This is a genomic window from Streptomyces sp. NPDC058758, from assembly GCF_042746075.1.
In the GTDB taxonomy this organism is placed as follows: domain Bacteria; phylum Actinomycetota; class Actinomycetes; order Streptomycetales; family Streptomycetaceae; genus Streptomyces.
Map to the genome: position 1 here is coordinate 41,031 of NZ_JBHYPS010000001.1, position 21,820 is coordinate 62,850.

18 protein-coding genes are annotated in these 21,820 nt (G+C 75.9%); 10 read left to right on the forward strand and 8 right to left on the reverse strand.

Features of this window, described 5'->3' with window-relative positions; genetic code table 11:
- The first annotated feature begins 26 nt into the window (after positions 1-26).
- Positions 27-1,604 (forward strand): Rv2231c family pyridoxal phosphate-dependent protein CobC, encoded by a 1,578-nt coding sequence (gene cobC / locus ACFW6A_RS00220; protein WP_386478948.1) that lies wholly within the window; start codon positions 27-29, stop codon positions 1,602-1,604.
- A gap of 101 nt (positions 1,605-1,705) precedes the next feature.
- Here cobC and ACFW6A_RS00225 read toward each other — a convergent pair whose 3' ends face one another.
- Positions 1,706-2,716 carry an SCO1860 family LAETG-anchored protein gene (locus ACFW6A_RS00225; protein WP_386637937.1) on the reverse strand — a complete coding sequence of 337 codons (1,011 nt, stop codon included), beginning with the start codon at positions 2,714-2,716 and terminating at the stop codon, positions 1,706-1,708.
- 319 nt (positions 2,717-3,035) lie between these two features.
- On the reverse strand, positions 3,036-3,779 hold the full coding sequence (locus ACFW6A_RS00230; protein ID WP_386478952.1) for a siderophore-interacting protein: 744 nt from the start codon (positions 3,777-3,779) through the stop codon (positions 3,036-3,038).
- Positions 3,780-3,858: 79 nt separating this feature from the next.
- On the opposite strand from ACFW6A_RS00230, the gene ACFW6A_RS00235 reads away from it, so the two are divergent.
- Both ACFW6A_RS00235 and ACFW6A_RS00240 read left to right on the forward strand, forming a co-directional pair.
- On the forward strand, positions 3,859-5,934 hold the full coding sequence (locus ACFW6A_RS00235; protein WP_386637941.1) for a penicillin acylase family protein: 2,076 nt from the start codon (positions 3,859-3,861) through the stop codon (positions 5,932-5,934).
- Positions 5,931-6,497 (forward strand): GNAT family N-acetyltransferase, encoded by a 567-nt coding sequence (locus ACFW6A_RS00240; protein WP_351842217.1) that lies wholly within the window; start codon positions 5,931-5,933, stop codon positions 6,495-6,497. The genes ACFW6A_RS00235 and ACFW6A_RS00240 overlap by 4 nt, the downstream gene beginning before the upstream one ends.
- 78 nt (positions 6,498-6,575) lie before the next feature.
- Here ACFW6A_RS00240 and ACFW6A_RS00245 read toward each other — a convergent pair whose 3' ends face one another.
- A complete protein-coding gene (locus tag ACFW6A_RS00245; protein WP_351842219.1) occupies positions 6,576-7,661 on the reverse strand; it encodes an amidohydrolase family protein in 1,086 nt (361 codons plus the stop codon).
- 86 nt (positions 7,662-7,747) lie between these two features.
- Here ACFW6A_RS00245 and ACFW6A_RS00250 point away from each other — a divergent pair, with 86 nt between their 5' ends.
- A complete protein-coding gene (locus tag ACFW6A_RS00250) occupies positions 7,748-8,845 on the forward strand; it encodes an aminotransferase class V-fold PLP-dependent enzyme (RefSeq protein ID WP_351842335.1) in 1,098 nt (365 codons plus the stop codon).
- 66 nt (positions 8,846-8,911) lie between these two features.
- On the opposite strand, the gene ACFW6A_RS00255 is transcribed toward ACFW6A_RS00250, so the two are convergent.
- Positions 8,912-9,979 (reverse strand): alkene reductase, encoded by a 1,068-nt coding sequence (locus tag ACFW6A_RS00255; protein WP_386637945.1) that lies wholly within the window; start codon positions 9,977-9,979, stop codon positions 8,912-8,914.
- 133 nt (positions 9,980-10,112) lie between these two features.
- On the opposite strand from ACFW6A_RS00255, the gene ACFW6A_RS00260 reads away from it, so the two are divergent.
- Entirely contained in the window at positions 10,113-10,616 is a 504-nt protein-coding gene (locus ACFW6A_RS00260; RefSeq protein WP_351842223.1) for a MarR family winged helix-turn-helix transcriptional regulator, read from the forward strand.
- A 61-nt stretch (positions 10,617-10,677) separates the two neighbouring features.
- On the opposite strand, the gene ACFW6A_RS00265 is transcribed toward ACFW6A_RS00260, so the two are convergent.
- The 3 genes from ACFW6A_RS00265 to ACFW6A_RS00275 form a co-directional block, all read right to left on the reverse strand.
- A complete protein-coding gene (locus ACFW6A_RS00265) occupies positions 10,678-11,736 on the reverse strand; it encodes an aminotransferase class V-fold PLP-dependent enzyme (RefSeq protein WP_386637948.1) in 1,059 nt (352 codons plus the stop codon).
- 383 nt (positions 11,737-12,119) lie between these two features.
- Positions 12,120-12,836, reverse strand: coding sequence for a DsbA family oxidoreductase (locus tag ACFW6A_RS00270; RefSeq protein WP_351842227.1), 717 nt, complete (start codon positions 12,834-12,836; stop codon positions 12,120-12,122).
- Positions 12,837-12,974: 138 nt separating this feature from the next.
- Positions 12,975-14,105, reverse strand: coding sequence for a GlxA family transcriptional regulator (locus ACFW6A_RS00275; protein ID WP_386478966.1), 1,131 nt, complete (start codon positions 14,103-14,105; stop codon positions 12,975-12,977).
- A 70-nt stretch (positions 14,106-14,175) separates the two neighbouring features.
- On the opposite strand from ACFW6A_RS00275, the gene ACFW6A_RS00280 reads away from it, so the two are divergent.
- A complete protein-coding gene (locus ACFW6A_RS00280) occupies positions 14,176-15,645 on the forward strand; it encodes an MFS transporter (RefSeq protein ID WP_386637951.1) in 1,470 nt (489 codons plus the stop codon).
- A 67-nt stretch (positions 15,646-15,712) separates the two neighbouring features.
- On the opposite strand, the gene ACFW6A_RS00285 is transcribed toward ACFW6A_RS00280, so the two are convergent.
- The gene (locus ACFW6A_RS00285; protein WP_386478972.1) at positions 15,713-17,206 is read right to left on the reverse strand and encodes an aldehyde dehydrogenase (NADP(+)); all 1,494 of its coding nucleotides are present in this window, start codon (positions 17,204-17,206) and stop codon (positions 15,713-15,715) included.
- Positions 17,207-17,328: 122 nt separating this feature from the next.
- Here ACFW6A_RS00285 and ACFW6A_RS00290 point away from each other — a divergent pair, with 122 nt between their 5' ends.
- From ACFW6A_RS00290 to ACFW6A_RS00305, 4 genes are all read left to right on the forward strand, one after another.
- Positions 17,329-18,099 carry an IclR family transcriptional regulator gene (locus ACFW6A_RS00290; protein ID WP_386478974.1) on the forward strand — a complete coding sequence of 257 codons (771 nt, stop codon included), beginning with the start codon at positions 17,329-17,331 and terminating at the stop codon, positions 18,097-18,099.
- A 98-nt stretch (positions 18,100-18,197) separates the two neighbouring features.
- Positions 18,198-19,646 carry a penicillin-binding transpeptidase domain-containing protein gene (locus ACFW6A_RS00295; protein ID WP_351842235.1) on the forward strand — a complete coding sequence of 483 codons (1,449 nt, stop codon included), beginning with the start codon at positions 18,198-18,200 and terminating at the stop codon, positions 19,644-19,646.
- Between the two features lie 147 nt (positions 19,647-19,793).
- A complete protein-coding gene (locus ACFW6A_RS00300) occupies positions 19,794-20,180 on the forward strand; it encodes a hypothetical protein (protein ID WP_351842339.1) in 387 nt (128 codons plus the stop codon).
- A gap of 50 nt (positions 20,181-20,230) precedes the next feature.
- Complete coding sequence (locus ACFW6A_RS00305; protein ID WP_386637954.1) at positions 20,231-21,442, forward strand: MFS transporter; 1,212 nt, start codon at positions 20,231-20,233, stop codon at positions 21,440-21,442.
- Positions 21,443-21,820: the final 378 nt, after the last annotated feature.

A 21,820-nucleotide genomic window follows, 5' to 3' on the forward strand; every position in this document is an offset into this window, starting at 1 on the left:
CCTTGCTATCGGATCGGGCCCCGGGTGTGCACGTCGGCGTCGGGGTCCGGTCGGGGGCGACGGCCGGTGAGGTCCTGGCGCTGGTCCGGTCGGCGCTCGCGGAGGCGGCGGGGCCGGGGTGCGTGCGGGTGCGCGGGGTGGCGACGCTGGAGGCGCGCGCGGCGGAGCCGGGCGTCGCGGAGGCGGCACGGCGGCTCGGGGTGCCGGTGACGGGGTTCCCCGCGGAGGAGCTGGCCGGGGTCGCCGTGCCGCATCCCTCGGCGGTGCCGCTGGCGGCGACGGGGACGGCGTCGGTGGCGGAGGCGGCGGCGCTGCGGGCGGCGGGGCCGGGGGCGGTGCTGCTGGTGCCGAAGCGGAAGGGGCGTCGCGTGACGTGTGCGATCGCCGGTTTCGTCCCGTCATGTCAGGACAAAGCGGCCTCCTGTCCGGACGAAGTGACGTCCGTCGCACGGTTGTCGCCCTTGACGTGCGGGTACATCGCTGGCGAGCCTGACTCACCCCACACCCCCACCCCCCACACGACGGCGGACATGGACACCCACACGGACGGCCCCCACACGGGCACCCACGCCCACGACCTGCGTCATCACGGTGACGCCGAGGTCCGGGACGAGAAACTCGTCGACCTCGCGGTCAATGTCCGGACGGCGACCCCGCCGGACTGGCTGCGGGAGCGCATCGCGCATTCCCTGGCGGACCTGGCGCACTACCCGGACGGGCGCTCGGCCCGTGCGGCGGTGGCCGAGCGGCACGACCTGCCGACGGGGCGGGTGCTGCTGACCTCGGGCGCGGCGGAGGCCTTCGTGCTGCTGGCGCGGGCGCTGCCGGTGCGCCGGCCGGTGGTGGTGCACCCGCAGTTCACCGAGCCGGAGGCGGCGCTGCGGGACGCCGGGCACGAGGTGGGCCGGGTGCTGCTGCGCGAGGAGGACGGCTTCCGGCTGGATCCGGCGGCGGTGCCGGAGGACGCGGACCTGGTGGTGGTCGGCAATCCCACCAACCCGACGTCGGTGCTGCACCCGGCGGAGACGATCGCGGCGCTGGCGCGGCCGGGGCGGTACCTGGTCGTGGACGAGGCGTTCATGGACGCGGTGCCGGGCGAGCGGGAGGCGCTGGCCGGACGGACGGACGTGCCGGGCCTGGTGGTGCTGCGGAGCCTGACGAAGACCTGGGGCCTCGCGGGGCTGCGGATCGGCTACGTGCTGGCGGAGCCGGACACGATCGGGCTCCTGGAGCGGGCGCAGCCGCTGTGGCCGGTGTCGACGCCGGCGCTGGTGGCGGCGGAGGCGTGCATGACACGGGCCGCGCTGGCGGAGGCGGAGCACGCGGCGCACCGGATCGGGACGGAGCGGGCGCACCTGCTGGCGGGGCTGGCGGAGTTCGACGAGGTGCGGACGGTGGCGGCGGCCGAGGGGCCGTTCGTGCTGGTCCGGATCGAGGGGGCGGACGCGATACGGGAGCGGCTGCGGCTGCTGGGGTTCGCGGCGCGGCGCGGGGACACGTTCCCGGGTCTGGACCGCCACTGGCTGCGGCTCGCGGTCCGGGACCGGGCGACGACGAATCGTTTCCTCCAGGCGCTGGACCAGGCGCTGTTGCTGGGCGGCTGAGCCGCCGTCCGCCCCGGGAGGCGGGGCGGCCCGGGACGGGCGGTGTCGTCACACCGTCCGCCCCGGGCCGGTTCCCCCTGCGCGCCTTCGCCCTCGGGCGGTCAGCCCCGGGCGCGGGCGCGGGTCAGGGCGACGGCTCCGCCGCCTGCCAGGACGAGGGCGAGGGCGCCGCCCGCGATGTACGGGGTGGCGGAGCTGCCGCCGGTCTCGGCGAGGTTCTGCGTCGGGGTGGAGCCGCCGTTGTTCGTCGTGATCCCGCCGTCGTCCCCGGACTCGGTGGGCTGCGGCGAGGGCTTCCCGGTCGGCTCCTGGGTGGGCTTCCCGGTCGGCTCCTGGGTCGGCTTCCCGGTGGGCTTCTCCGTGGGCTTCTCGGTCGGGGCCGGGCCGTCGGGGGTCTCGCAGGTGGCCTGGGCGAGGGTGACGGTGCCCTTGACCTTGGCGACGCCGAGGTTGAGCGGGTTGACCTCCACGTCGAGTTCCAGGGCCGTGGCGGCGGCGGTGCGGCTGGTGGTGTCGGTGCGGGAGAGGTCCAGCGTGACGCGGCCGACCGCGGGCACGTCGAGCTCGGTGCGGCCGCCGGCGGTGAGCGTGACCTTCTTGCCGAGGGCGCGGACGTACCCGAGGACGTTGGAGTCGGCGACCGGCTTCTTCCCGGTCTCGCAGACGGCCTTGGAGGTGACCTCCTCGACCTCGATGATCGCGAGGGAGGGCAGGCCGGGCACATGGACCCGGGCCTTGGCGAGGTTGACGTACCCCTCCGCCTTGCGCTCGTCGACGGTGGCGGTCGAGGTGGCGACGTCGGCGGTGAGGATGTCGACGGGCTTGCCGCCCTCCGCCCCCTCCACCTTCACGCTGAGCGCGGTCTCGCTCTCGCTCTCGGGCGCCTCGACCTCGTTGAGGCTCGCGCGGACCGGGATCTTCACGGTCTCGCCGAGGAGGGAGACGTCGAGTCCGGTGCGCAGCACGGCGGCGGTGGCACGGCCTTCGCGGTGCTCTCCGTCGGTCGCCTGCGCGGCGGGGGCCGCGAGGAGCACGGGGCCGGCGGCCAGGGCGACCACGGCCGCCGCGGCGGCGGTGCGGCGGACGGGCGCGCGGAAGGTGTTGCTGTTCAAGATGGTGGAACCCCCACAGAAGGCATGGCGTCGCCGGCCGCTCACCACGGGGACGGTGGGTCTGCGCGGCGGCGGCGACTTGAGACACCGGAATCTTTACGCACGGAGAGTGAACCGACAGTCGCCTGACGTGAGTTCACTCCAAAGGGGGGTTTCCGTGTTCATATTCGATTTAATTCGGCACAACCGTTCCCCCTCGTCCCGCGTGTTACCTCCGAAGGGGTGGGGCACGATCACGCGAGGACCCGCGCGGGCAGAGAAAACGATCCGCGCCCCCGAGGGGTCACGGATCGTCAACGTCACGCCCGGGCGGAACGGTTCAGCTCGGGCGCCAGTAGCCGAGCGCGTGCACCCGCTCCCTGGGCAGCGCCAGCTCCTTGCGGACGTACGCGGCGAGGGCGCGGGTGGTCGCGGTGTCGCAGGCGATCCACACGTACGCCTCCGGCCCGGCGAGCGCGGGCAGTTCGGCCCTGACCCGCTCCACGAGGGCGGCGCCGGAGCGCTGCCGGGGCACCCGGCGCAGCTCGTGGCGGTCGGGGTCGGTGCGGAAGGGCAGCTCCTCGTCGGAGGCGTGCCGGGTCTCGAACCAGATGGTGGCCGGGAGGTCCGGATGGGCGTCGAGCAGCGAGTTCACGGCCGGCAGCGAGGCCGGGTCGCCGACCACGAGGAGCCGCCCCGGCCGGGGTTCGGGGGTCTCGAAGCCGGTGCCCTGGAGGGTGGCCTCGACGGTGTCGCCGGGGGAGCAGTCGCGCGCCCAGTGGCTGGCCGGGCCGTCGTGGAGGGCGAACTCCAGGCTGAAGGTGCCCGCCTCCCGGTCGGGGTCGACCAGGGTGTAGGCCCGCTGGTGCGGCTTGCCCGCGTTCGCGAACCAGACGCGGACCCACATCGTCGGGTGGACCCCGGCGGCGGCGAGCAGCCCGCCGTCCGTGAAGTGGACCCTCCGGTAGTCGTCGGTGACCCGCTCGGCCCCCGTGACGGTGAACGTGAAGTCCTTGGCGCCCATCAGCTTCAGGACCGCGCCCTGCCACCCGTGCCCCACCGCGTGCTCCTCCCCCGGACCCATGGGTTACCTTGGGTCGGCGATTAATTTAGGCCAGCCTAACCTAACGACATCTGGAAGCACACGGACGGGATCGGCACGGGTGAGCATCGAGGTCTACCGGGACGTGTACGGCGTCCCCCATCTGCGCGCCGCCGACCCGGCGGAACTGGCCTTCGCACAGGGCCGGACCACCGCGCGGGACCGCGCCTGGCAGCTGGAGGTCGAGCGCCACCGGGCGCAGGGCACCACGGCCGCCTTCCTCGGCGCGGCCGAGGCCGGCTGGGACGTCTTCGTCCGCCGGGCGCGGCTCGCCGACACCGCGCGCCGCTGCCTGGAGCGCCTGGAGGAGAGCGACCCGGAGACCGCGGACTGGGTGCGGGCGTACGTGGACGGGGTGAACGACGGCCTGGCCGAAGGGGCCCGCCGCGCCCCCGAGTTCGCCGCCACCGGCCTCGCGGCCGGCCGCTGGGAGGCGTGGACGCCGCTGGCGGTCTGGCTCTCCACCCACATCCTCTTCGCCGGGTTCCCGACGAAGCTGTGGCGCGAGCGGGTGGCGACCGGCCTGGGCGAGGAGTGGACCGAGCTGTTCGCCGCCGACGGACCGGCCACGGCCGGCTCCAACGGCTGGCTGGTGGCCGGGGAGCGGACCGCGAGCGGCGCCGCCCTGGTGGCCGGCGACCCGCACCGGTTCATCGAGGCGCCGGGCGTCTACCAGCAGATCCGGCTCTCCTGCCCGCGGTACGACGTCGTCGGCCTCGCCGTGCCCGGCGTGCCCGGCCTCGCCCACTTCGGGCACACCGGGCACGTCGCCTGGGCCATCACCAACGCGATGGCCGACTACCAGGACCTCTACCGCGAGCGGCTGCGGCGCACCGGGGACGGCGGCGTGGAGGCGTACGGCCCCGAGGGCTGGCGCCCGGCCGCCGCGCACACCGAGACGGTCGGCGTCCTGGGCGGTGAGCCGGCGGTCGTCGAGGTGGTCGAGACCGCGCGGGGCCCGGTCGTCGTGGGCGAAGGACCGCAGGAGACGGGCGCCGAGTGGGAGGGGCTGAGCCTGCGGTACGTGCCCCGGGTCACCGGCCTGCTGGGCTTCGAGGTCCTGCCGCGCCTGCTCGCCGCCCGTACCGCCGGCGAGGTCGACGCGGCGCTCGACGGCTGGGTGGAGCCGGTGAACGTGGTGCTCGCCGCCGACACCGAGGGCGGCCTGCTGCACCGGGTCGCCGGACACGTCCCGATCCGCGACCGGGCCAACTCCCTGCGGCCCGTGCCGGCCTGGGAGCCGGCCCACGCCTGGGCGGCGGAGCCGGCACCGCTGCCCCGCGCCGAGGTGGAGGGCGGGTACGCGGTGATGGCCAACGCCCGGGGGCTCGCCGCCCCGCTCGGCGTCGAGTTCGCGCCCCCGCACCGGGCCGACCGGATCGCCGCCCTCCTGGACGGCTCCACCGACTGGACCCCCGGGGCGACCGCCGCCGTCCACCGCGACACCGACAACCGCGCGGCGGCCCGGCTGCTCGCCGCCGTCGGGGCCGCCGGGGACCTCTCCCCCGCCGCCGCGGACGTCCGGAGGCGGCTGCTCGCCTGGGACCGGCGGATGGAGGCCGACAGCCTCGGCGCCGGGCTCTACGCCGCCGTGCGGGGCGCGGTGGTGCGCCGGCTCGCCGCGCACGAGGCCTTCGCGGGCCTGCGCGACCCCGGCCCGTACCCCGAGGTGTTCCACCCCTGGCTGTACCTCGGCCCGCGGGTCGGCCTCGCCCTGGAGACGCTGCTGGTGACCGGCCCCGTACCCGCCGCCGACGTGCGGCGGATCGTCGGCGAGGCGCTGGAGGAGACCGGTGCGGGCGAGCCGCCCGCCGCCTGGGGCGCCACCCACCGGCTCGCGCCCTGGCAGGCCCTCCCCCACCCCGACGACGACCGGTGGCCGGGACTCGGCGGCGACCACGACTGCGTGCTCTCCACCTCCAGCGCCCCCGGCTACACCGACCGCAGCGCCCGGGCCTCGGCCGCCCGGTACGTGTGGGACCTCGCCGACCGCGAACGCAGCGGCTGGATCGTGCCGTTCGGCGCCTCCGGGGTGGCCGGGGACCCGCACCACGAAGACCAACTCCCCCTGTGGCTGCGGGGCGAACTCGCCCCCGTCACCACCGACTGGAACCGCCTCACCAAGGAGCAGGGATGACCACCCCCGTACACGTCCAGACCGTCGAGGGCCTCGGCACCGTCACCGTCCGGCCCATCGCCCCGGACGCGGACGCCCCGCTCATCCACGCCTGGGTCAACGAGGAGCGGGGACGCTTCTGGGGCATGAACGGCACCACCGTCGAGCAGGTCCGGGACGTCTACGCGCACCTGGACTCGCTCACCACCCACCACGGCTTCCTGGTGGAGCTCGACGGGGAGCCGGTCGCGATCTTCCAGACGTACGAGCCCGCCGCCGACCGGGTGAGCGAGTGCTACGAGGTCGAGGAGGGCGACATCGGCTGCCACCTCTTCGTCGCCCCGAGCACCGCCCCCGCGCCCGGCTTCACCGCCGGTCTGCTCTCCGCGCTCGTCGCCTTCTGCCACCGCGACCACCTGCGGATCGTGGTCGAGCCGGACGCGGCGAACGAGAAGGCCGTCGCCCGCATGGCGCGGGCCGGCTTCGAGCTGGGCCCGGAGGTCGTCCTCCCCGAGGTCGACCTGCCGGAGGTCTTCATCCCGGAGAAGAAGGCCCGGCTGGCCTTCCTGCGCCGGGCCGTCTGAGCCCCCCTCCCGGGCGAGGGCCGGGCCGGCCCTTCCGCGCCGGGCCGGCCTTTCCGCGCGGGCCGTCCGAGGGCCTCGTCAGGCCAGGACCCGGCCGCCGACCACGACCCGGCGCGGCGCCGCGAGGACGCGGACGTCCGCGCGCGGGTCCTGGTCGTAGACCACCAGGTCGGCGGGGGCGCCCTCCTCCAGGGCGGGGCGGCCCAGCCAGGCCCTCGCCCCCCAGGTGGTGGCCGAGAGCGCGTCGAGCGGCGGGATGCCGGCCTTCGTCAGCTCCTCGACCTCCTCGGCGACCAGGCCGTGGGGGAGGGAGCCGCCCGCGTCGGTGCCGACGAAGACCGGCACGCCCGCGTCCCAGGCGGCGCGGACGGTGTCGTACCGGCGCGCGTGCAGCCGGCGCATGTGGGCCGACCAGCGGGGGAACTTGGCCTCGCCGCCGTCCGCGAGGTGCGGGAAGGTCGCGATGTTGACCAGCGTCGGCACGATGGCGACCCCGCGCTCCGCGAAGAGCGGGATGGTCTCCTCGGTCAGGCCCGTGGCGTGCTCGACGCAGTCGATGCCCGCCTCGACCAGGTCGCGCAGCGAGTCCTCGGCGAAGCAGTGGGCGGTGACCCGGGCGCCGAGCCGGTGCGCCTCCGCGATCGCCGCCTCCACCTCGGGGCGCGGCCAGGACGGCGCGAGGTCGCCGACCTCGCGGTCGATCCAGTCGCCGACCAGCTTGACCCAGCCGTCACCCCGCCGCGCCTCCCGGCCCACGTACTCCACCAGGTCGGCGGGCTCGATCTCATGGGCGTAGTTGCGGATGTAGCGGCGGGTGCGGGCGATGTGCCGGCCGGCCCGGATGATCTTCGGCAGGTCCTCGCGGTCGTCGATCCAGCGGGTGTCGGAGGGCGAGCCGGCGTCCCGGATCAGCAGGGTGCCGGCGTCCCGGTCGGTGAGGGCCTGCTTCTCGGCGGTGGCCTCGTCCACCGGCCCGTGCCGGTCCAGGCCGACGTGGCAGTGCGCGTCGACCAGTCCGGGCAGCGCCCACCCCGACACCGTCACGGCCTCGCCCGCGGGCCGCTCGAAGGTGATCCGCCCGGCCACGCACCAGAGTTCGTCCCGTACGTCCTCGGGGCCGACGAGCACCCGCCCCTTCACGTGCAACACCTCGTGATCGCTCATGGCTGCACTGTACGAGGGGCCGCCGGAGCGGTGGGCGTACGCTGGCCGGGCCCGTACCACCGACCCGAGAAGGCACCACCGTGACCGTGACACACCCGCTGCTCGACCTGGCCCCGATGACCGCCGCGCACTTCGCGTCCATCGAGCGGCGGGTCGCCGCGCTGCTCTCCACCGAGCAGGACGTGGTGATCACCCAGGGCGAGGCGCTGCTGCCGCTCGAAGGGTGCATCCGCAGCGGGGCGCGGGCCGGTTCCACCGCGCTGAACGTGGTCACCGGCCCGTACGGGCAGACCTTCGGCAACTGGCTGCGCGACTGCGGCGCCACCGTGGTCGACCTCGCCGTCCCCTTCCACACGGCGGTCACCGCCGGGCAGGTGGAGCGGGCGCTGGCCGAGCACCCGGAGATCGACTTCGTCTCGCTGGTGCACGCGGAGGCCGCCACCGGCAACACCAACCCGGTCGCGGAGATCGGCGAGGTCGTCCGCGCCCACGGCGCGCTGTTCTACCTGGACGCGGTGGCCTCCATCGGCGCCGAACCGGTGCTGCCGGACGCCTGGGGCGTGGACATGTGCATCATCGGCGCGCAGAAGGCGATGGGCGGCCCGGCCGGCGTCTCGGCGGTGTCGGTGAGCGAGCGGGCCTGGGAGCGGTTCGCCGCCAACCCGGCCGCGCCGCGCCGCTCGTACCTCTCCCTCCTCGACTGGAAGGAGCGCTGGATCGACGGCGGTCGCAAGGCGCTCCTGCACGCCCCGGCACAGCTGGAGATGCTGGCCCTGGAGGCGTGCGTGGAGCGGATCGAGGCCGAGGGCCTGGACGCGCTGATGGCCCGGCACGCCTCGGCCGCGGCGGCGACCCGCGCGGGCGCGCTGGCGCTGGGCGGCGGTCTGGAGCCGTACGTGTACGAGGCGGCGGACGCGGCGCCGGTGGCGACGACGCTGCGGGTCCCGGCGGAGCTGGACGCCTCGGAGCTGGTGGCGAAGGCGCTCTCCGCCGACCCGTCGCTGCCGCTGATCGCGGGCGGCGGGGCGCTGGCGAAGGAGATGGTCCGGGTGAACCACTACGGGGCGGACGCGACCCCGAACGCCGTGCAGTCCTCGCTGGCCGCGCTGGGCGCGGTGCTCGGCGAGGCGGGCCGGACGGTGGACCTGGAGGGCGCGCGCCGGGCGGTCACCGCGGCCTGGTAGGCGGACGCGGCGGAGGGCGGGGGCCGGTGGGTGCCGGGCCCCGCCCTCCTCGTTCGCCCCGGCCGGTTACAGCGCCGGGTAGTCGGTGTAGCCGCGGTGGTCGCCGCCGAAGAAGGTCGTGCGGTCGGGCTCCGCGAAGGGGCCGCCGGCGCGCAGGCGGGCGGGCAGGTCGGGGTTGGAGATGAAGAGCGCGCCGTAGGCGACGAGGTCGGCGACGCCGTCCTCGATCAGGGCGAGGGACTCGGCGCCGGTCGGGCCCTCGGTGGCCGGGTTGAGGATGAAGGTGCCGGCGAAGCGCTTGCGCAGGTCGAGGACGAGCGGGCGGCGCTCGGGGCCGGTCTCCAGGACGTGGAGGTAGGCGATGCCGACGGGCTCGATGGCGGCGAGCAGCGCGAGGTAGAGCTCCTCGGTCTCGGTCTCGGCGATGTCGTTGAGGGAGTTGGCCGGGGAGATGCGCAGGCCGGTGCGGTCGGGGCCGATCTCGGCGGCGACGGCGCGGACGACCTCGACGGCGAAGCGGATGCGGTTCTCGACGGGGCCGCCCCACTCGTCGGTGCGGTGGTTGGAGCCGGTGGCGAGGAACTGCTGGATCAGGTAGCCGTTGGCGCCGTGGATCTCGACGCCGTCGAAGCCGGCCTCGACGGCGTTGCGCGCGGCGGCGGCGAAGCCGGCGATCGCCTCGTGGACCTGGTCGCCGGTGAGTTCGCGCGGGGCGGGGAAGTCCTTGGGGCCCTCGTGGGTGTAGACCTGGCCGGCGGCGGCGACGGGCGAGGGGCCGACGGGGTGGAGGCCGCCGTCGAGGAGGTCCGGGTGGCCGATCCGGCCGGCGTGCATGAGCTGGGCGAAGATCCGGCCGCCGCGCTCGTGGACGGCGTCGGTGACCTCGCGCCAGGCGGCGATCTGCTCGCGGCTGTGCAGGCCGGGGGTGTCGGGGTAGCCCTGGCCCTCGGGGACCGGCTGGACGCCCTCGGTGATGATCAGGCCGGCGGAGGCGCGCTGGGCGTAGTACTCGGCGGTCAGCGCCGTGGGGGTGCGCAGGGTGCCGTCGGCGCGGCTGCGGGTCATGGGGGCCATGGCGATGCGGTTGGCGAGCCGGGTGCCTGCGAGGTCGACGGGGTCGAATGCGGTGGTCATGGCGGTCTCCCGGAAAATATGTGGTCGGCCAAGTATGTGGCCCGCCGCCACTGTAACCCATTGATTGGCCAGCCAAGCAAAAATCCGGGTCACGGTAACCTGGGGGACGAGGAACCGCCCCGAGGAGCCCCCGATGACCACAGTCGAGCCCGCCTGTACCGAGCAGCCGCCGTCCGCCGCGCACGGCGGCCCGGTCGGCCTGACCCTGGCCCGGGTCTCCCGGACGCACCGGATCGCGATGGGGCGGCGACTGCGCGAGCTGGGCCTCTACCCGGGCCAGGAGCTGATGATGATGCGGCTCTGGGACTGCGGGGCGGTCCGCCAGTCGGAGCTGATCCAGTCCCTCGGCCTGGACCCCTCGACCGTGACGAAGATGCTCCAGCGGCTGGAGCAGTGCGGATACGTGAGCCGCTCCCCCGACCCCGCCGACCGGCGGGCGGTGCTCGTCGAGGCGACGGAGCGGGGGCAGGCGCTGCGGGCCGGCGTCGAGGACGCCTGGTCCGACCTGGAGGAGAGCTCGCTCGCCGGTCTGGGACCGGCAGAGCGGACGGAACTCGCCCGCCTCCTCGGGGTCCTGGCGGAGAACCTGCGCGCGGAGGCGGGCGAGGCGGGCGACTGCCCGACGCTGAACTGTTGAGCTGTTGAGCTGCGGAACCGCTGAGCCGCCGGTCCGGCGGGGTGGGCCCGGTCCGGCGGGGTCAGCCCGCGAGGACGTCCAGGGCGCGGTCCACGTCCGCCGCCGTGTTGTACAGGTGGAAGGAGGCCCGCAGGTTTCCGGCGCGCTCCGACAGCAGGACGTCCGCGGCCCGCAGGGCGTCCGCGCGGTGGCCCAGCCCCGGCACGGCGACGACCGTGGAGTCGTCCATGACCGGCTCGTGCCCGAGGGAGAGCAGCCCGGACCGGAAGCGGGCGGCGAGCCCCTTGTCGTGGGCCTCGATCCGCTCGATGCCGACCTCCTCCAGGAGCGCCAGCGAGCGGGCGGCCCCGTGGTACGAGAGGAAGGCGGCCGGCTCGTCGAACCGGCGGGCGGAGCAGGCGAGTTCGCGCACCGGGCCGTAGCTGTTGACCCACAGCTCCTCGCCGGTGACCCAGCCCGCGTGGATCGGCGACAGACTGTCCTGGGCCTCCTCGGTGACCGTGAGGAAGGAAGCGCCGCGCGGGCAGAGCAGGTACTTGTAGGCGCCGGCGACCGTGTAGTCCCACTCCCCCGCCGACAGCGGCAGCCAGCCCGCGGACTGGGTGGCGTCGAGGAGGGTGCGGGCCCCGTGGGCCGCGGCGGCGGCCCGTACGGCGGCGAGGTCGGCGGTGCGGCCGTCCGCCGACTGCACGGCGGAGAAGGCGACCAGCGCGGTCTCCGGGCCGACTGACTCGGCGAGCCGCTCCAGCGGCACGAACCGGGTCTTGAGGTCGCCGCGGACCGTGAAGGGCGTGATGACGGAGGAGAAGTCGCCCTCGGGGAAGAGGATCTCGGCGCCGGAGGGCATCGACTGGGCGATCATCCCGCAGTGCACGGCGACCGAACTGCCGACCGCGACCCGCTCGGGCGCGACGGAGGCGAGCCGGGCGAAGGCGGCACGGGCCTCGCCGACGACGTCGAAACTGCCGGCGCCGCCGGGACGCCCCTGCGCGGTCTCCTCGGCGAGGAGGGTGACCGCCTCGACGGTGCGGCGCGGCAGCAGACCGCAGGCGGAGGTGTTCAGGTAGGTCCGCGCGGGGGCGAACTCGGCGCCGCCGAGCGGCTGGTCGAGGGAGTCCATGGCCCCAGCCTGGGCTCCGCTCGACCCCCCGTCAATGCCCGCCGATCATGGGGAATCCCCAAGCGCCGCTTATCGCCGCAGGTCGGAGCGGTGCGCCGAGGAGACGGGACGCGCGGAAGGCGGGAGGCTCGGAAGACGGGGCTCCCGTCCGGGGGGGTCCGGCGCCCGGCCTCCCGCGGCCGGGCGCCGGGCGGGCGTCAGCCGCGCGGCGGGCGGACGGGGGTCAGCCGCGCGGCGGGCGGACGGGGGTCAGCCACGCGGCGGGCGGACGGGGGTCAGCCGCGCGGCGGGACTTCGCAGCCGTCCGGGCCGCACGCCTCCGCGTCCGGGCCGGCGCCGCCGACCGGCGGACGGGGGTCAGCCGCACGACGGACGGACGGGCGTCAGCCGCGCGGCGGGACTTCGCAGCCGTCCGGGCCGCACGCCTCCGCGTCCGGGCCGGCGCCGCCGACCGGCTGGAGGGCGCGGCCCTGCCACGCCTGCTCCAGGGCCTGGGTGAAGACCTCGGCGGGCTGCCCGCCGGAGACGCCGTAGCGGCGGTCGAGGACGAAGAACGGCACGCCGTTGGCGCCGAGTTCGGAGGCCTCGCGCTCGTCGGCCCGCACCGCGTCGGCATAGGCGGTCTCGTCGGCGAGGACGCCCCGGACCTCCGCCTCGTCGAGCCCGGCCTCCACGGCGAGGGTCACCAGGGTCTCGGGGTCGAAGACGGACCGCTCCTCGGCGAAGTTCGCCCGGTAGGCGAGGTCGAGCAGCTCGTTCTGCCGGCCGCGCTCCTTGGCCAGGTGCAGCAGCCGGTGGATGTCGAAGGTGTTGCCGTGGTCCCGGCCGTCGGCGCGGTAGTCGAGGCCCTCGGCGTGCGCGTTGGACGCCACGTGGGCCTCCATGGCCCGCGCCTCGTCGAGCGTCCGCCCGTACTTCTTCGCCAGCATCTCCAGGACGGGGGCGGTGTCCCCCTTGGCGCGGTGCGGGTCCAGCTCGAAGGACCGGTGCACGACCTCGACGTCGTCGCGGTGGGCGAAGGCGGCCAGGCCCTTCTCGAAACGGGCCTTCCCGATGTAGCACCAGGGGCAGGCGATGTCCGACCAGATCTCTACGCGCATGGGTTTCCTTCTCCGGGGGATGACGGACGTCGGGGATGATCCGTCCTCGTGCGAACGCCGGGCGGACCGGATTTCATTCCGTTTGGCCGCCCGGTGTGAGCCGGAGCACGGCACCGGCGGCGGCCGGCCGGGACCGGATCAGACCGGGCGGCCCGCCGCGGGGCCCCGGGCCACCCGGCCGAAGGAGCTCCGGTACGCGCTCGGCGTCAGGCCCGTACGGCTGTGCACGTGCTGCCGCAGCGAGTCCGCCGACCCGAGGCCGCTCGCCCGGGCGACCGCCTCCATGCCGAGCGAGGTCGTCTCCAGGAGCTCCCTGGCGCGCTCGACCCGCCGGTGCAGCAGCCACTGGAGCGGGCTCACCCCGGTCTCCGCGCGGAAACGGCGGGAGAGGGTGCGGACCGAGACGCCGGCGTGCCGGGCGAGGTCGGTGAGGGTGAGCGGCGCGTCGAGGTGTTCCATGGCCCACGCGCGCGTGCCGGCGAGGGAGACCCCGCGCTCCGGCGGCAGCGGGGTGTCCGTGAACTGGGCCTGGCCACCGGGGCGGACCGGCGCGACGAGGGCGAGCCTGGCCACCGCGTTGGCGACGGCGGACCCGTGGTCGGTGCGGATGACGTGCAGGCAGAGGTCGATGCCGGCCGCGTAGCCGGAGGAGGTGAGCACCGGCCCGTCCTGGACGTAGAGCACGTCGCCGCGCAGGTCGACGGTGGGGTGGCGGTCGGCGAGGAGCTGCCGGTAGGTCCAGTAGGTGGTCGCGGCCCGGCCGTCGAGGAGGCCGGCCTCGGCGAGCGCGAAGGCGCCGGTGCAGATCGAGGCGATCCGGGCGCCACGGCCGGCGGCCCGGCGCAGGGCGTCGAGGATGCGGGGGTCGGGATCGGTGTACGAGCCGCTGCCCGCGAGGACCACGGTGTCGGCCGCGTCGACGGCGTCGAGGCCGTGCGGCACGACCAGGTCGAGCCCGCCGGTGGTGGCGACCGGCCCGGGGTCGGGCGCGCAGATGACGGTCTCGTAGCCGGGGGCGCCGTCGACCTCGACCTTGTCGAAGAGCATCTCCGGGATGGCGAGGTTGAACATCGAGACGGGCGGCGCGGCGATGACGGCGACCCGGCGGGCGGCCCGGGCGGGGGCGGGCCGCCCGGCCGGTGCGGGCGGCGGCCCGGCCGGCTGCCGGGAGGACGGCCAGGTGGGCCGGGAGGAGAGCGCCGCCGGAGCCACCGGGTGCGGGGACACCGGGGCGTGCGGGGGCTCCGGCGGGGGCTGCTGGGGCGGCATGGCCGGAACCTCCGGGCATCTGGCATTCGGGCCACTACTGTACGGCGCCGCCGGTCACGAGGGTGGGGCCATGACCTCGACGCGCACCGATCCCGCCTCCGCCGATCCGGCACCCACCGATCCCGCCTCCACCGCCCCCGCCCCCGCACCCGCACCCGACGGCCCCGTACCCGCCGCCTCCGCTCCCGCCGGCCCCGGCCCCGACCCCGCCGGCCCGCGGGTCGCTCCGGCCTCGCCCGGTCCCGCGCTCGGCGCCGCCGTGCTCGGTTTCGCCCTCATCACGCTGGACACGTCCGTCGTCAACGTGGCGCTGCCGGCCGTCGGGGCCGACCTGGGCACCGGGATGACGGGCCTCCAGTGGGTGGTGGACTCCTACACGCTCGTCTTCGCGGCGCTGCTGCTCTCCACCGGCGCCCTGGCCGACCGGGTGGGGGCGAGCCGGGCCTTCGGGGCGGGGGCCCTCGTCTTCACGCTCGCCTCGGTCGCGTGCGGGCTGGCGCCCGGTCTGCCCGGGCTGCTCGCGGCCCGGGCGGTGCAGGGGGTCGCGGCGGCGGTGATGCTGCCGGCCTCGCTGGCCCTGGTGCGCGAGGCGTACGCGGACCCGGGGCGGCGGGCGCGGGCGGTGGCGCTCTGGGCGGCGGGCGGCACGGTCGCGGTGGCGCTCGGGCCGGTGGCGGGCGGGGCGCTGACGACGGCGTGGAGCTGGCGGGGCGTCTTCTTCGTCAACCTGCCGCTCGGGCTGCTCGCGCTGGTCCTGCTCGCCCGGGTGCCGGCCTCGGCCCGGCGGCCCGCGCCGCTGGACGTGCCCGGCCAGCTGGCGGCGGTGACGGCGCTCGGCGCGCTGGCCTTCGCGGCCATCGAGGGCGGGACGGAGGGCCGCCGGGCGCTCGGGCTCGCCGTGCTGTCCTTCGCGGCCTTCCTGCTGGTCGAGACGCGGCGGCGGCATCCGGTGGTGCCGCTGGGCCTGTTCCGGAACACGACGGTCGCGGTCGCGGTGGCGGCGGGCGCCGCGAACAGCGTGGCCTTCTACGGCACGGTCTTCGTCTTCGGGCTCTTCTTCCAGCAGGAGCTGGGCTTCTCGGCGCTGGGGGCGGGGCTGATGTTCCTGCCGATGACGGTGCTGCTCGCGGGGGTGAACCTCCTCTCGGCGAAGGTGGCGGCGCGGTACGGGGCGCGGGTGCCGGCCCTGCTCGGCCAGGCGGTCGCCGTCGCCGGGCTGCTGGCACTGCTCGCGGTCGACGCGGACACCGCCCCGGCCGCGCAGGCGCTGCTGCTGGTGCCGATGTCGCTGGGGGTGGGCTTCTCGCTGCCGCCGCTGATCGCCGCGCTGATGGAGGCGGTGCCGGCGGAGCGGGCCGGGACGGCGGCGGGCCTGCTGAACGCGGTCCGGCAGACGGCGGGCGCGCTCGCCGTCGCGGTCTTCGGCACGCTGGCGGCCCGGGGCTTCGCCACGGCGCTGCCCGTGAGCCTGCTGATCAGCGCGGCCCTGCTCACGCTGACGGGCCTGGCCTCGCTGCGCCTTCCGCGCGTCCGCCGCTGAACTCCCCCGCCGGGCCCGCCGGTTCCACCGGGCCCGGCGGGGCCCGGCGGGCCCCGGCGGCGGAGGGTCAGTGCCGGGGGACGCCCAGCGGGTTCCCGTCGCGCAGCTCCGGCGGGAGGAGGTGCTGGGGGGTGGACTGGTAGGTGACCGGGCGGAGCCAGCGCTCGATGGCGGTGGCGCCGACCGAGGTGGAGGTGGAGGTGGTGGCCGGGTAGGGGCCGCCGTGGTGCTGGGCGGGGGCGACGGCGACGCCGGTGGGCCAGCCGCCGACGAGGACGCGGCCCGCGAGCGGGGTGAGCGCGGCCAGCAGGGCGGGGGCGGCGGGGTCGTCGTCGTCGCAGTGGAGGGTGGCGGTGAGGTTGCCGGGCAGCCGGCCGAGGACGGCGGTGATCTCGGCCTCGTCGGTGTAGCGGGCGACGACGGTGACGGGGCCGAAGCACTCCTCCAGGAGGAGCTCGTGGCCGCCGGCGGCGAGCCGGGCCGCATCGACGGTGAGGACGCCGGCGGTGACGGTGTGCTCGTCGGCCGCGCCGGGGACGACGGGGGCGCCGACGCCGTCGAGGGCGGCCCGCGCGGTGACGCCCTCGACGAAGGCGGCGCGCATCCGGTGGTCGAGCAGGACGGCGGGGCCGGCCTGGGCGACGCCCTCGACGAGGGCGGCGAGGAAGCGGTCGCCGTCGGCGCCGGCCGGGGCGAGGACGAGACCGGGCTTGGTGCAGAACTGGCCCGCGCCCAGGGTCATGGAGCCGGCCAGGCCGGCGCCGGTCTCCTCGGCCCGCTCGGCGACCGCGCCGGGGGTGATCACGACCGGGTTGAGGGAGCCGAGTTCGCCGTGGAAGGGGATCGGCACGGGGCGGGCGGCGGCGGCGTCGAAGAGCGCCCGGCCGCCGCGCACGGAGCCGGTGAAGCCTGCCGCCGCGACCAGCGGGTGGCGTACCAGCTCGACGCCCGCGTCGAAGCCGTGCACCAGGACGACGACGTCCTCGGGGAGTCCGGCCTTGGCGGCGGCGCGGCGCAGCAGGCCGGCGGCCAGCTCGGAGGTGGCCGGGTGGTCGGGGTGGGCCTTGACGACGACGGGGCAGCCGGCCGCGAGGGCGCTGGCGGTGTCGCCGCCGGGGACGGAGAAGGCGAGCGGGAAGTTGCTGGCGGCGTAGACGGCGACGACGCCGAGCGGGATCTTCCAGCGGCGCAGGTCGGGGCGGGGCGGCACGGCCGACGGGTCGGGCAGGTCGACGCGCACGTCGAGGAAGGCACCGTCCTCGACGACCCCGGCGAAGGCGCGCAGCTGGGCGCCGGTGCGGGCCAGTTCGCCGGTGAGCCGGGGGGCGCCGAGGGCGGTCTCGGCGTCGGCGGTGGCGACGACCTCGTCGGCGGCGGCCTCCAGGAGGTCGGCGGCGGCCCTGAGGAAGGCGGCCCGGACCGTGCGGTCGGCGAGGGACTCCCGGGTGGCGTGGGCCGCGCGGACCGCGCGGTCGACGTCGGCGGCCGTGGCCTCCGTGGCGACCTGTTCGCGCCGCTTCCCCGTCCGGGGGTCCACACTCCACACTGCTGCTGCCGACACCGCCACACCCCTGTTCACTATGATGAACGCCGTTCTTGTGCATGAACGCTTCGGGGTGGACTCTATTGACGCCGCGGGCGTTCCCACAAGGTCGTCCGGAAGTCAGGGAGAAGGGCGGGGTCATGGCGGGTGCCGACGCGAGCGGTGCGCAGGTGAAGTCCGCGGTGCGGACGGTGGAGCTGCTGGAGTTCTTCGCCGGCCGGCCGGGGATGCACACCCTGGCGGCCGTCCAGGAGGCCGTGGGCTACCCCAAGTCGAGCCTGTACATGCTGCTGCGCACCCTGGTCGAGCTGGGCTGGGTGGAGACCGACGCCACCGGCACGCGGTACGGCATCGGGGTGCGGGCGCTGCTCGTGGGGACCTCGTACATCGACGGCGACGAGGTCGTGGCGGCCTCCCGGGTCACCCTGGACCGGCTCTCGGACGACACCACCGAGACCGTCCACCTGGCCCGGCTCGACGGCACCAGCGTGGTCTACCTGGCCACCCGCCAGTCCCAGCACCACCTGCGGCCCTTCACCCGGGTCGGGCGGCGGCTGCCCGCGCACTCGACCGCGCTGGGCAAGGCGCTGCTCGCCACCCACGACGACGCGCAGGTGCGGGAGCTGCTCCCGAAGGCGCTGCCGCCGGTGACCGAGCACACGATCACCGACCGGGAGCGGCTGATCGAGGAGCTGGCGGAGGTGCGCGAGCGGGGGTACGCGGTGGACCGCGAGGAGAACACCCTGGGGCTGCGCTGCTTCGCCGTGGCGATCCCCTACCGGACCCCGGCCAGGGACGCGCTGAGCTGCTCGGTGCCGGCGGCCCGGCTGACGCCGGGCCACGAGCAGCTGATCAAGGACGCCCTCTTCGACGCGCGCGACCGGCTGACGCTGGCCACCCGGCGACTGTGAGGCGGGCCACGGAACGGATGCGTGCCGCATGAACGTTTCCTGAGAATCCGGCCACAAGCGGAACGTCTCCCACCGCCCCGTTCGTCCCTCCGGGTGCCATGAACAAGACCATCAGGCGCACCTCGGTCTTCGTGCTGCTCCTCGTGCTCGCCCTCCTGGGCCGGGCCACCTGGGTGCAGGCGTACGAGAGCAAGGCGCTCGCGAACGACAGCAAGAACCGGCGGAAGACCATCGCGCAGTACGCGCAGCCGCTCGGGAACATCGTCGTGGCCGGCTCGCCGGTCACCGGCTCGAAGCACACCGAGAGCGGTGATCTCGACTACGCGCGCACCTACCCGGAGGGCGAGCTGTACGCGGCGGTCACCGGCTACAGCTCGCAGGCGTACGGCGCCACCCAGCTGGAGGGCATCTACGCCGGGATCCTGGACGGCACCGACGACCGGCTGAAGAACCCGGTGGACGCAGTCACCCGCGCGCAGCAGGACCCGGGCACGGTCGTCACCACGATCGACCCGGCCGTGCAGAAGGCGGGCTTCGAGGCGCTCGGGAGCAAGAAGGGCGCGGCGGTCGCGATCGACCCGGTCTCCGGCCGGATCCTCGGCATGGTCTCCACGCCCTCCTACGACCCCTCGGACATCGCCGGCACGACGGACGGCGACGCCTGGAAGCGGCTGACGGAGGACCCCGACAAGCCGCTGGTCAACCGGGCGCTGCGGCAGCCGCTGCCGCCCGGCTCCACCTTCAAGCTGGTCGTCGCGGCCGCGGCCCTGGAGGACGGGCTGTACTCCTCGGTGGACGTGCGGACCCAGAGCCCCGACCCGTACACCCTGCCCGGCACCCGGACCGTCCTGCCGAACGAGAACGCCTCCGCGCCCTGCGAGAACGCCACGATCCGCACCGCGCTGCGGTACTCCTGCAACAACGTCTTCGGCAAGATGGCCGCCGACCTGGGGCAGGACAAGGTGAAGGCGATGGCGGAGAGGTTCGGCTTCAACGACGACGAGCTGGACGTGCCGGTCCGGGCCTACCCCAGCGTCTACCCGTCCGGGATGGACCGGGCGCAGACCGCGCTGACCGGCATCGGGCAGTTCGACGTCACCGCCACCCCGCTCCAGATGGCGATGGTCTCGGCGGTGATCGCCAACGACGGGCGGCTGGCCGCCCCGCACATGGTCTCCGAGGTGGTCGACGCCGACGGCGACGCCCTGGAGACCCACGACGACGGCGACGCCACCCGGGTCGTCTCCGCCGCCACCGCCGAGCAGCTGCGCAGCGCGATGGTGACGGTCGTGGAGCAGGGCACGGGCTCCAACGCGGCGGTCCCCGGGGCCGAGGTCGGCGGCAAGACGGGCACGGCGCAGCACGGCGAGAACAACAGCAAGACGCCGTACGCCTGGTTCACCTCCTACGCGAAGGACGCGTCGACCGGTAAGCAGGTGGCGGTGGCCGTGCTGATCGAGGACTCGGGCGCGGCCCGCTCCGAGGTCAGCGGCAACGGCCTGGCGGCGCCGGTGGCGCGGAAGATGATGGCGGCCGCGCTGAAGTGACGTGCGCGGGGGCCGGATTGGCCCCCGCGGCCTCGCGCGCGATATGCAGGGTCACGCTCGAACAGAGAGCGCTCTTCTCGAACTGCCGATCTCGCTCCGCGGAGGACCGTCGTGCGTCGCCTGCCCCGTTCGCTGTCCGGCTGGACCATGGCGGTCTTCGGCCTCCTCGCCGCCGCCCTGGGGGTGGTGGGCCTGGTCGCCCCGGACGCCCTCCTCACGGTGATGGGCTTCGAGCCGGTGCCCGACGGGGGCCGCGCGGAGGGGGACCACACGCTGGTCTTCCTCACCGCCTCCTCCATGGCCGCGCTCAACATGGGCGTCTACTACGTGCTCGCCGCGCTCGCCGACTGGCGGGCCTTCTTCCGCTGGACGGTCCCCTTCCGGCTCCTCACCTGCGCGGTCTTCACCCTCGCCGTCGTCACCGGCCGGGCCCCGGCCGGCTTCCTCGGGGTGGGCCTGTGGGAGGGGCTCGGCGCCCTGGTCACGGGGGCGGCGCTGGGGTACGAGCGGAAGCGGGCCGCGCTGCCGGAATAGGGCAGGTGCCCGATCCGCCGGGGCCGCCTCAGACGCCAGAGTCTCCGTCCATGCGCTGGTATCTGACGGGTGTGGTCGTGTCCGGATTCGGGACCACGGCGATGTGGCTGGTCTCCGGGATCTGGGTCAAGTCGCTGACGGGTTCGGACGGTCTCGCGGCCCTGACCGCCTTCGCCCTCTGGGCCCCCGCCCTCCTCGGGCCGCTCCTCGGCACGCTCGCGGACCGGGTGCGCCGCCGTCCGCTGCTGATCGCGCTCGACCTCGCCATGGCCGCGGTGCTGCCGCTGCTGCTCTGGGTGACCTCGGCCGACCGGGTGTGGCTGCTCTTCGCCGTCCTCGTGCTGTACGGCGCGCAGGGCGCCGTCCACGACGCGGCCGAGCAGGCCCTGCTCGCGGCCGGCTTCGCCAAGGAGCGGCTCGGTTCGGCCAACGGCCTGCGGATGACCGCCGGCGAGTCGATGAAGCTGGTCGCCCCGCTGGTCGCGGCGGGACTCTTCGCCCGGTACGGGGGCGGTCCCGTGGCCCTCCTGGACGCGGCGACCTTCGCGCTGGCCGCGGCGGCGTTCGCCGCGATGCGGGTGCGGGAGGCGCGGCCGGCGCCGGCCGCGCGCGGGCGGGGCGCGTGGCGGCGGGAGACCGCCGAGGGCGTCCGGCTGCTGGCCGGCTCGCCGGTGCTGCGGCCGCTGGTCGCCACCGGGGCCTTCACCATGCTGCTCGCCGGGGTGAACGGCGCGGCGGTCTACGCGGTGGTGGACCAGGGGCTCGGCCGCCCGCCCGCGTACGCCGGGGTGCTCTACGCGGTGCAGGGCGCCGGTTCGGTCCTCGCGGGCCTGACGGCGGGGCCGCTGCTGCGCCGGATGCCGGAGCGGCTGCTCGCCGCCGTCGGGCTCGCCCTCTTCGCGGCGGCGGCCGGGGCGCGGGCGCTGCCGTACGAGGCGGTGGCGCTGGCGGCGAGCGCGGTGATCGGCCTCGGCATGCCGTGGGTGCTGGTGGCGGCGATGACGGCGGTCCAGCGGGAGGCCCCGGCGGAGGCGGTCGGCCGGATCGCGGCGACCGCGAACACCGTGCTCTTCGTGCCGAACGCGGTGGCGCTGGCGGCGGGCGCGGCCCTGGTCACGGCCGTGGACGTGACGCTGCTGCTGCCCGTGCTCGCGGCGGCGGGCCTGGTCCGGGCCGCGGTCACGGCCCGGAATCCGGCCCCCGCGGGGGGCGGAGGGGCGCCGGAGGAGGCCCCGGCGGAGCCGGGACGGACGCGCTCGTAGTGCGTGCCCGCGGGCGGCCGGGGAGCATGGAAGGGGCGGCGGGCTCGGCGGGAGGAGGGCAGTGTGACGGCCGGTTCCTTCCCGGAGACGGGCACGGGGACGGAGGAGGGCCGCCCCGCCGTGCCCGACGACGGCCCGCGCCCCCCGACCGACCGGACGCCCCCGGACGGCCCGCGGCCCCCCGACGGCCCGCAGACCCCGGACGGCCCGCGGCCCCCCGACGGCCCGCAGACCCCGGACGATGCGCAGGCCGCGGACGGCCCCGACGCCCTGGACGGCCCGCATGCCCCGGGCGGCCCGCATGCCCTGGACGCCCTGGTCGACCCGCGGGCCACGGACGGTCCGGAGGCCGTGGACGGCCCGCCGCCCCCGGGCGAT

Bases quoted from the DNA above. Each gene is read 5' to 3' on its own strand.
- ACFW6A_RS00295 (WP_351842235.1), top strand. From the start codon at position 18,198: ATGAACAAGACCATCAGGCGCACCTCGGTCTTCGTGCTGCTCCTCGTG.
- ACFW6A_RS00290 (WP_386478974.1), top strand. From the start codon at position 17,329: ATGGCGGGTGCCGACGCGAGCGGTGCGCAGGTGAAGTCCGCGGTGCGG.
- ACFW6A_RS00240 (WP_351842217.1), top strand. From the start codon at position 5,931: ATGACCACCCCCGTACACGTCCAGACCGTCGAGGGCCTCGGCACCGTC.
- ACFW6A_RS00265 (WP_386637948.1), bottom strand. From the start codon at position 11,736: ATGGACTCCCTCGACCAGCCGCTCGGCGGCGCCGAGTTCGCCCCCGCG.
- ACFW6A_RS00275 (WP_386478966.1), bottom strand. From the start codon at position 14,105: ATGCCGCCCCAGCAGCCCCCGCCGGAGCCCCCGCACGCCCCGGTGTCC.
- ACFW6A_RS00305 (WP_386637954.1), top strand. From the start codon at position 20,231: ATGCGCTGGTATCTGACGGGTGTGGTCGTGTCCGGATTCGGGACCACG.
- ACFW6A_RS00260 (WP_351842223.1), top strand. From the start codon at position 10,113: ATGACCACAGTCGAGCCCGCCTGTACCGAGCAGCCGCCGTCCGCCGCG.
- ACFW6A_RS00280 (WP_386637951.1), top strand. From the start codon at position 14,176: ATGACCTCGACGCGCACCGATCCCGCCTCCGCCGATCCGGCACCCACC.
- ACFW6A_RS00300 (WP_351842339.1), top strand. From the start codon at position 19,794: ATGGCGGTCTTCGGCCTCCTCGCCGCCGCCCTGGGGGTGGTGGGCCTG.
- ACFW6A_RS00245 (WP_351842219.1), bottom strand. From the start codon at position 7,661: ATGAGCGATCACGAGGTGTTGCACGTGAAGGGGCGGGTGCTCGTCGGC.
- ACFW6A_RS00255 (WP_386637945.1), bottom strand. From the start codon at position 9,979: ATGACCACCGCATTCGACCCCGTCGACCTCGCAGGCACCCGGCTCGCC.
- ACFW6A_RS00270 (WP_351842227.1), bottom strand. From the start codon at position 12,836: ATGCGCGTAGAGATCTGGTCGGACATCGCCTGCCCCTGGTGCTACATC.
- ACFW6A_RS00230 (WP_386478952.1), bottom strand. From the start codon at position 3,779: ATGGGTCCGGGGGAGGAGCACGCGGTGGGGCACGGGTGGCAGGGCGCG.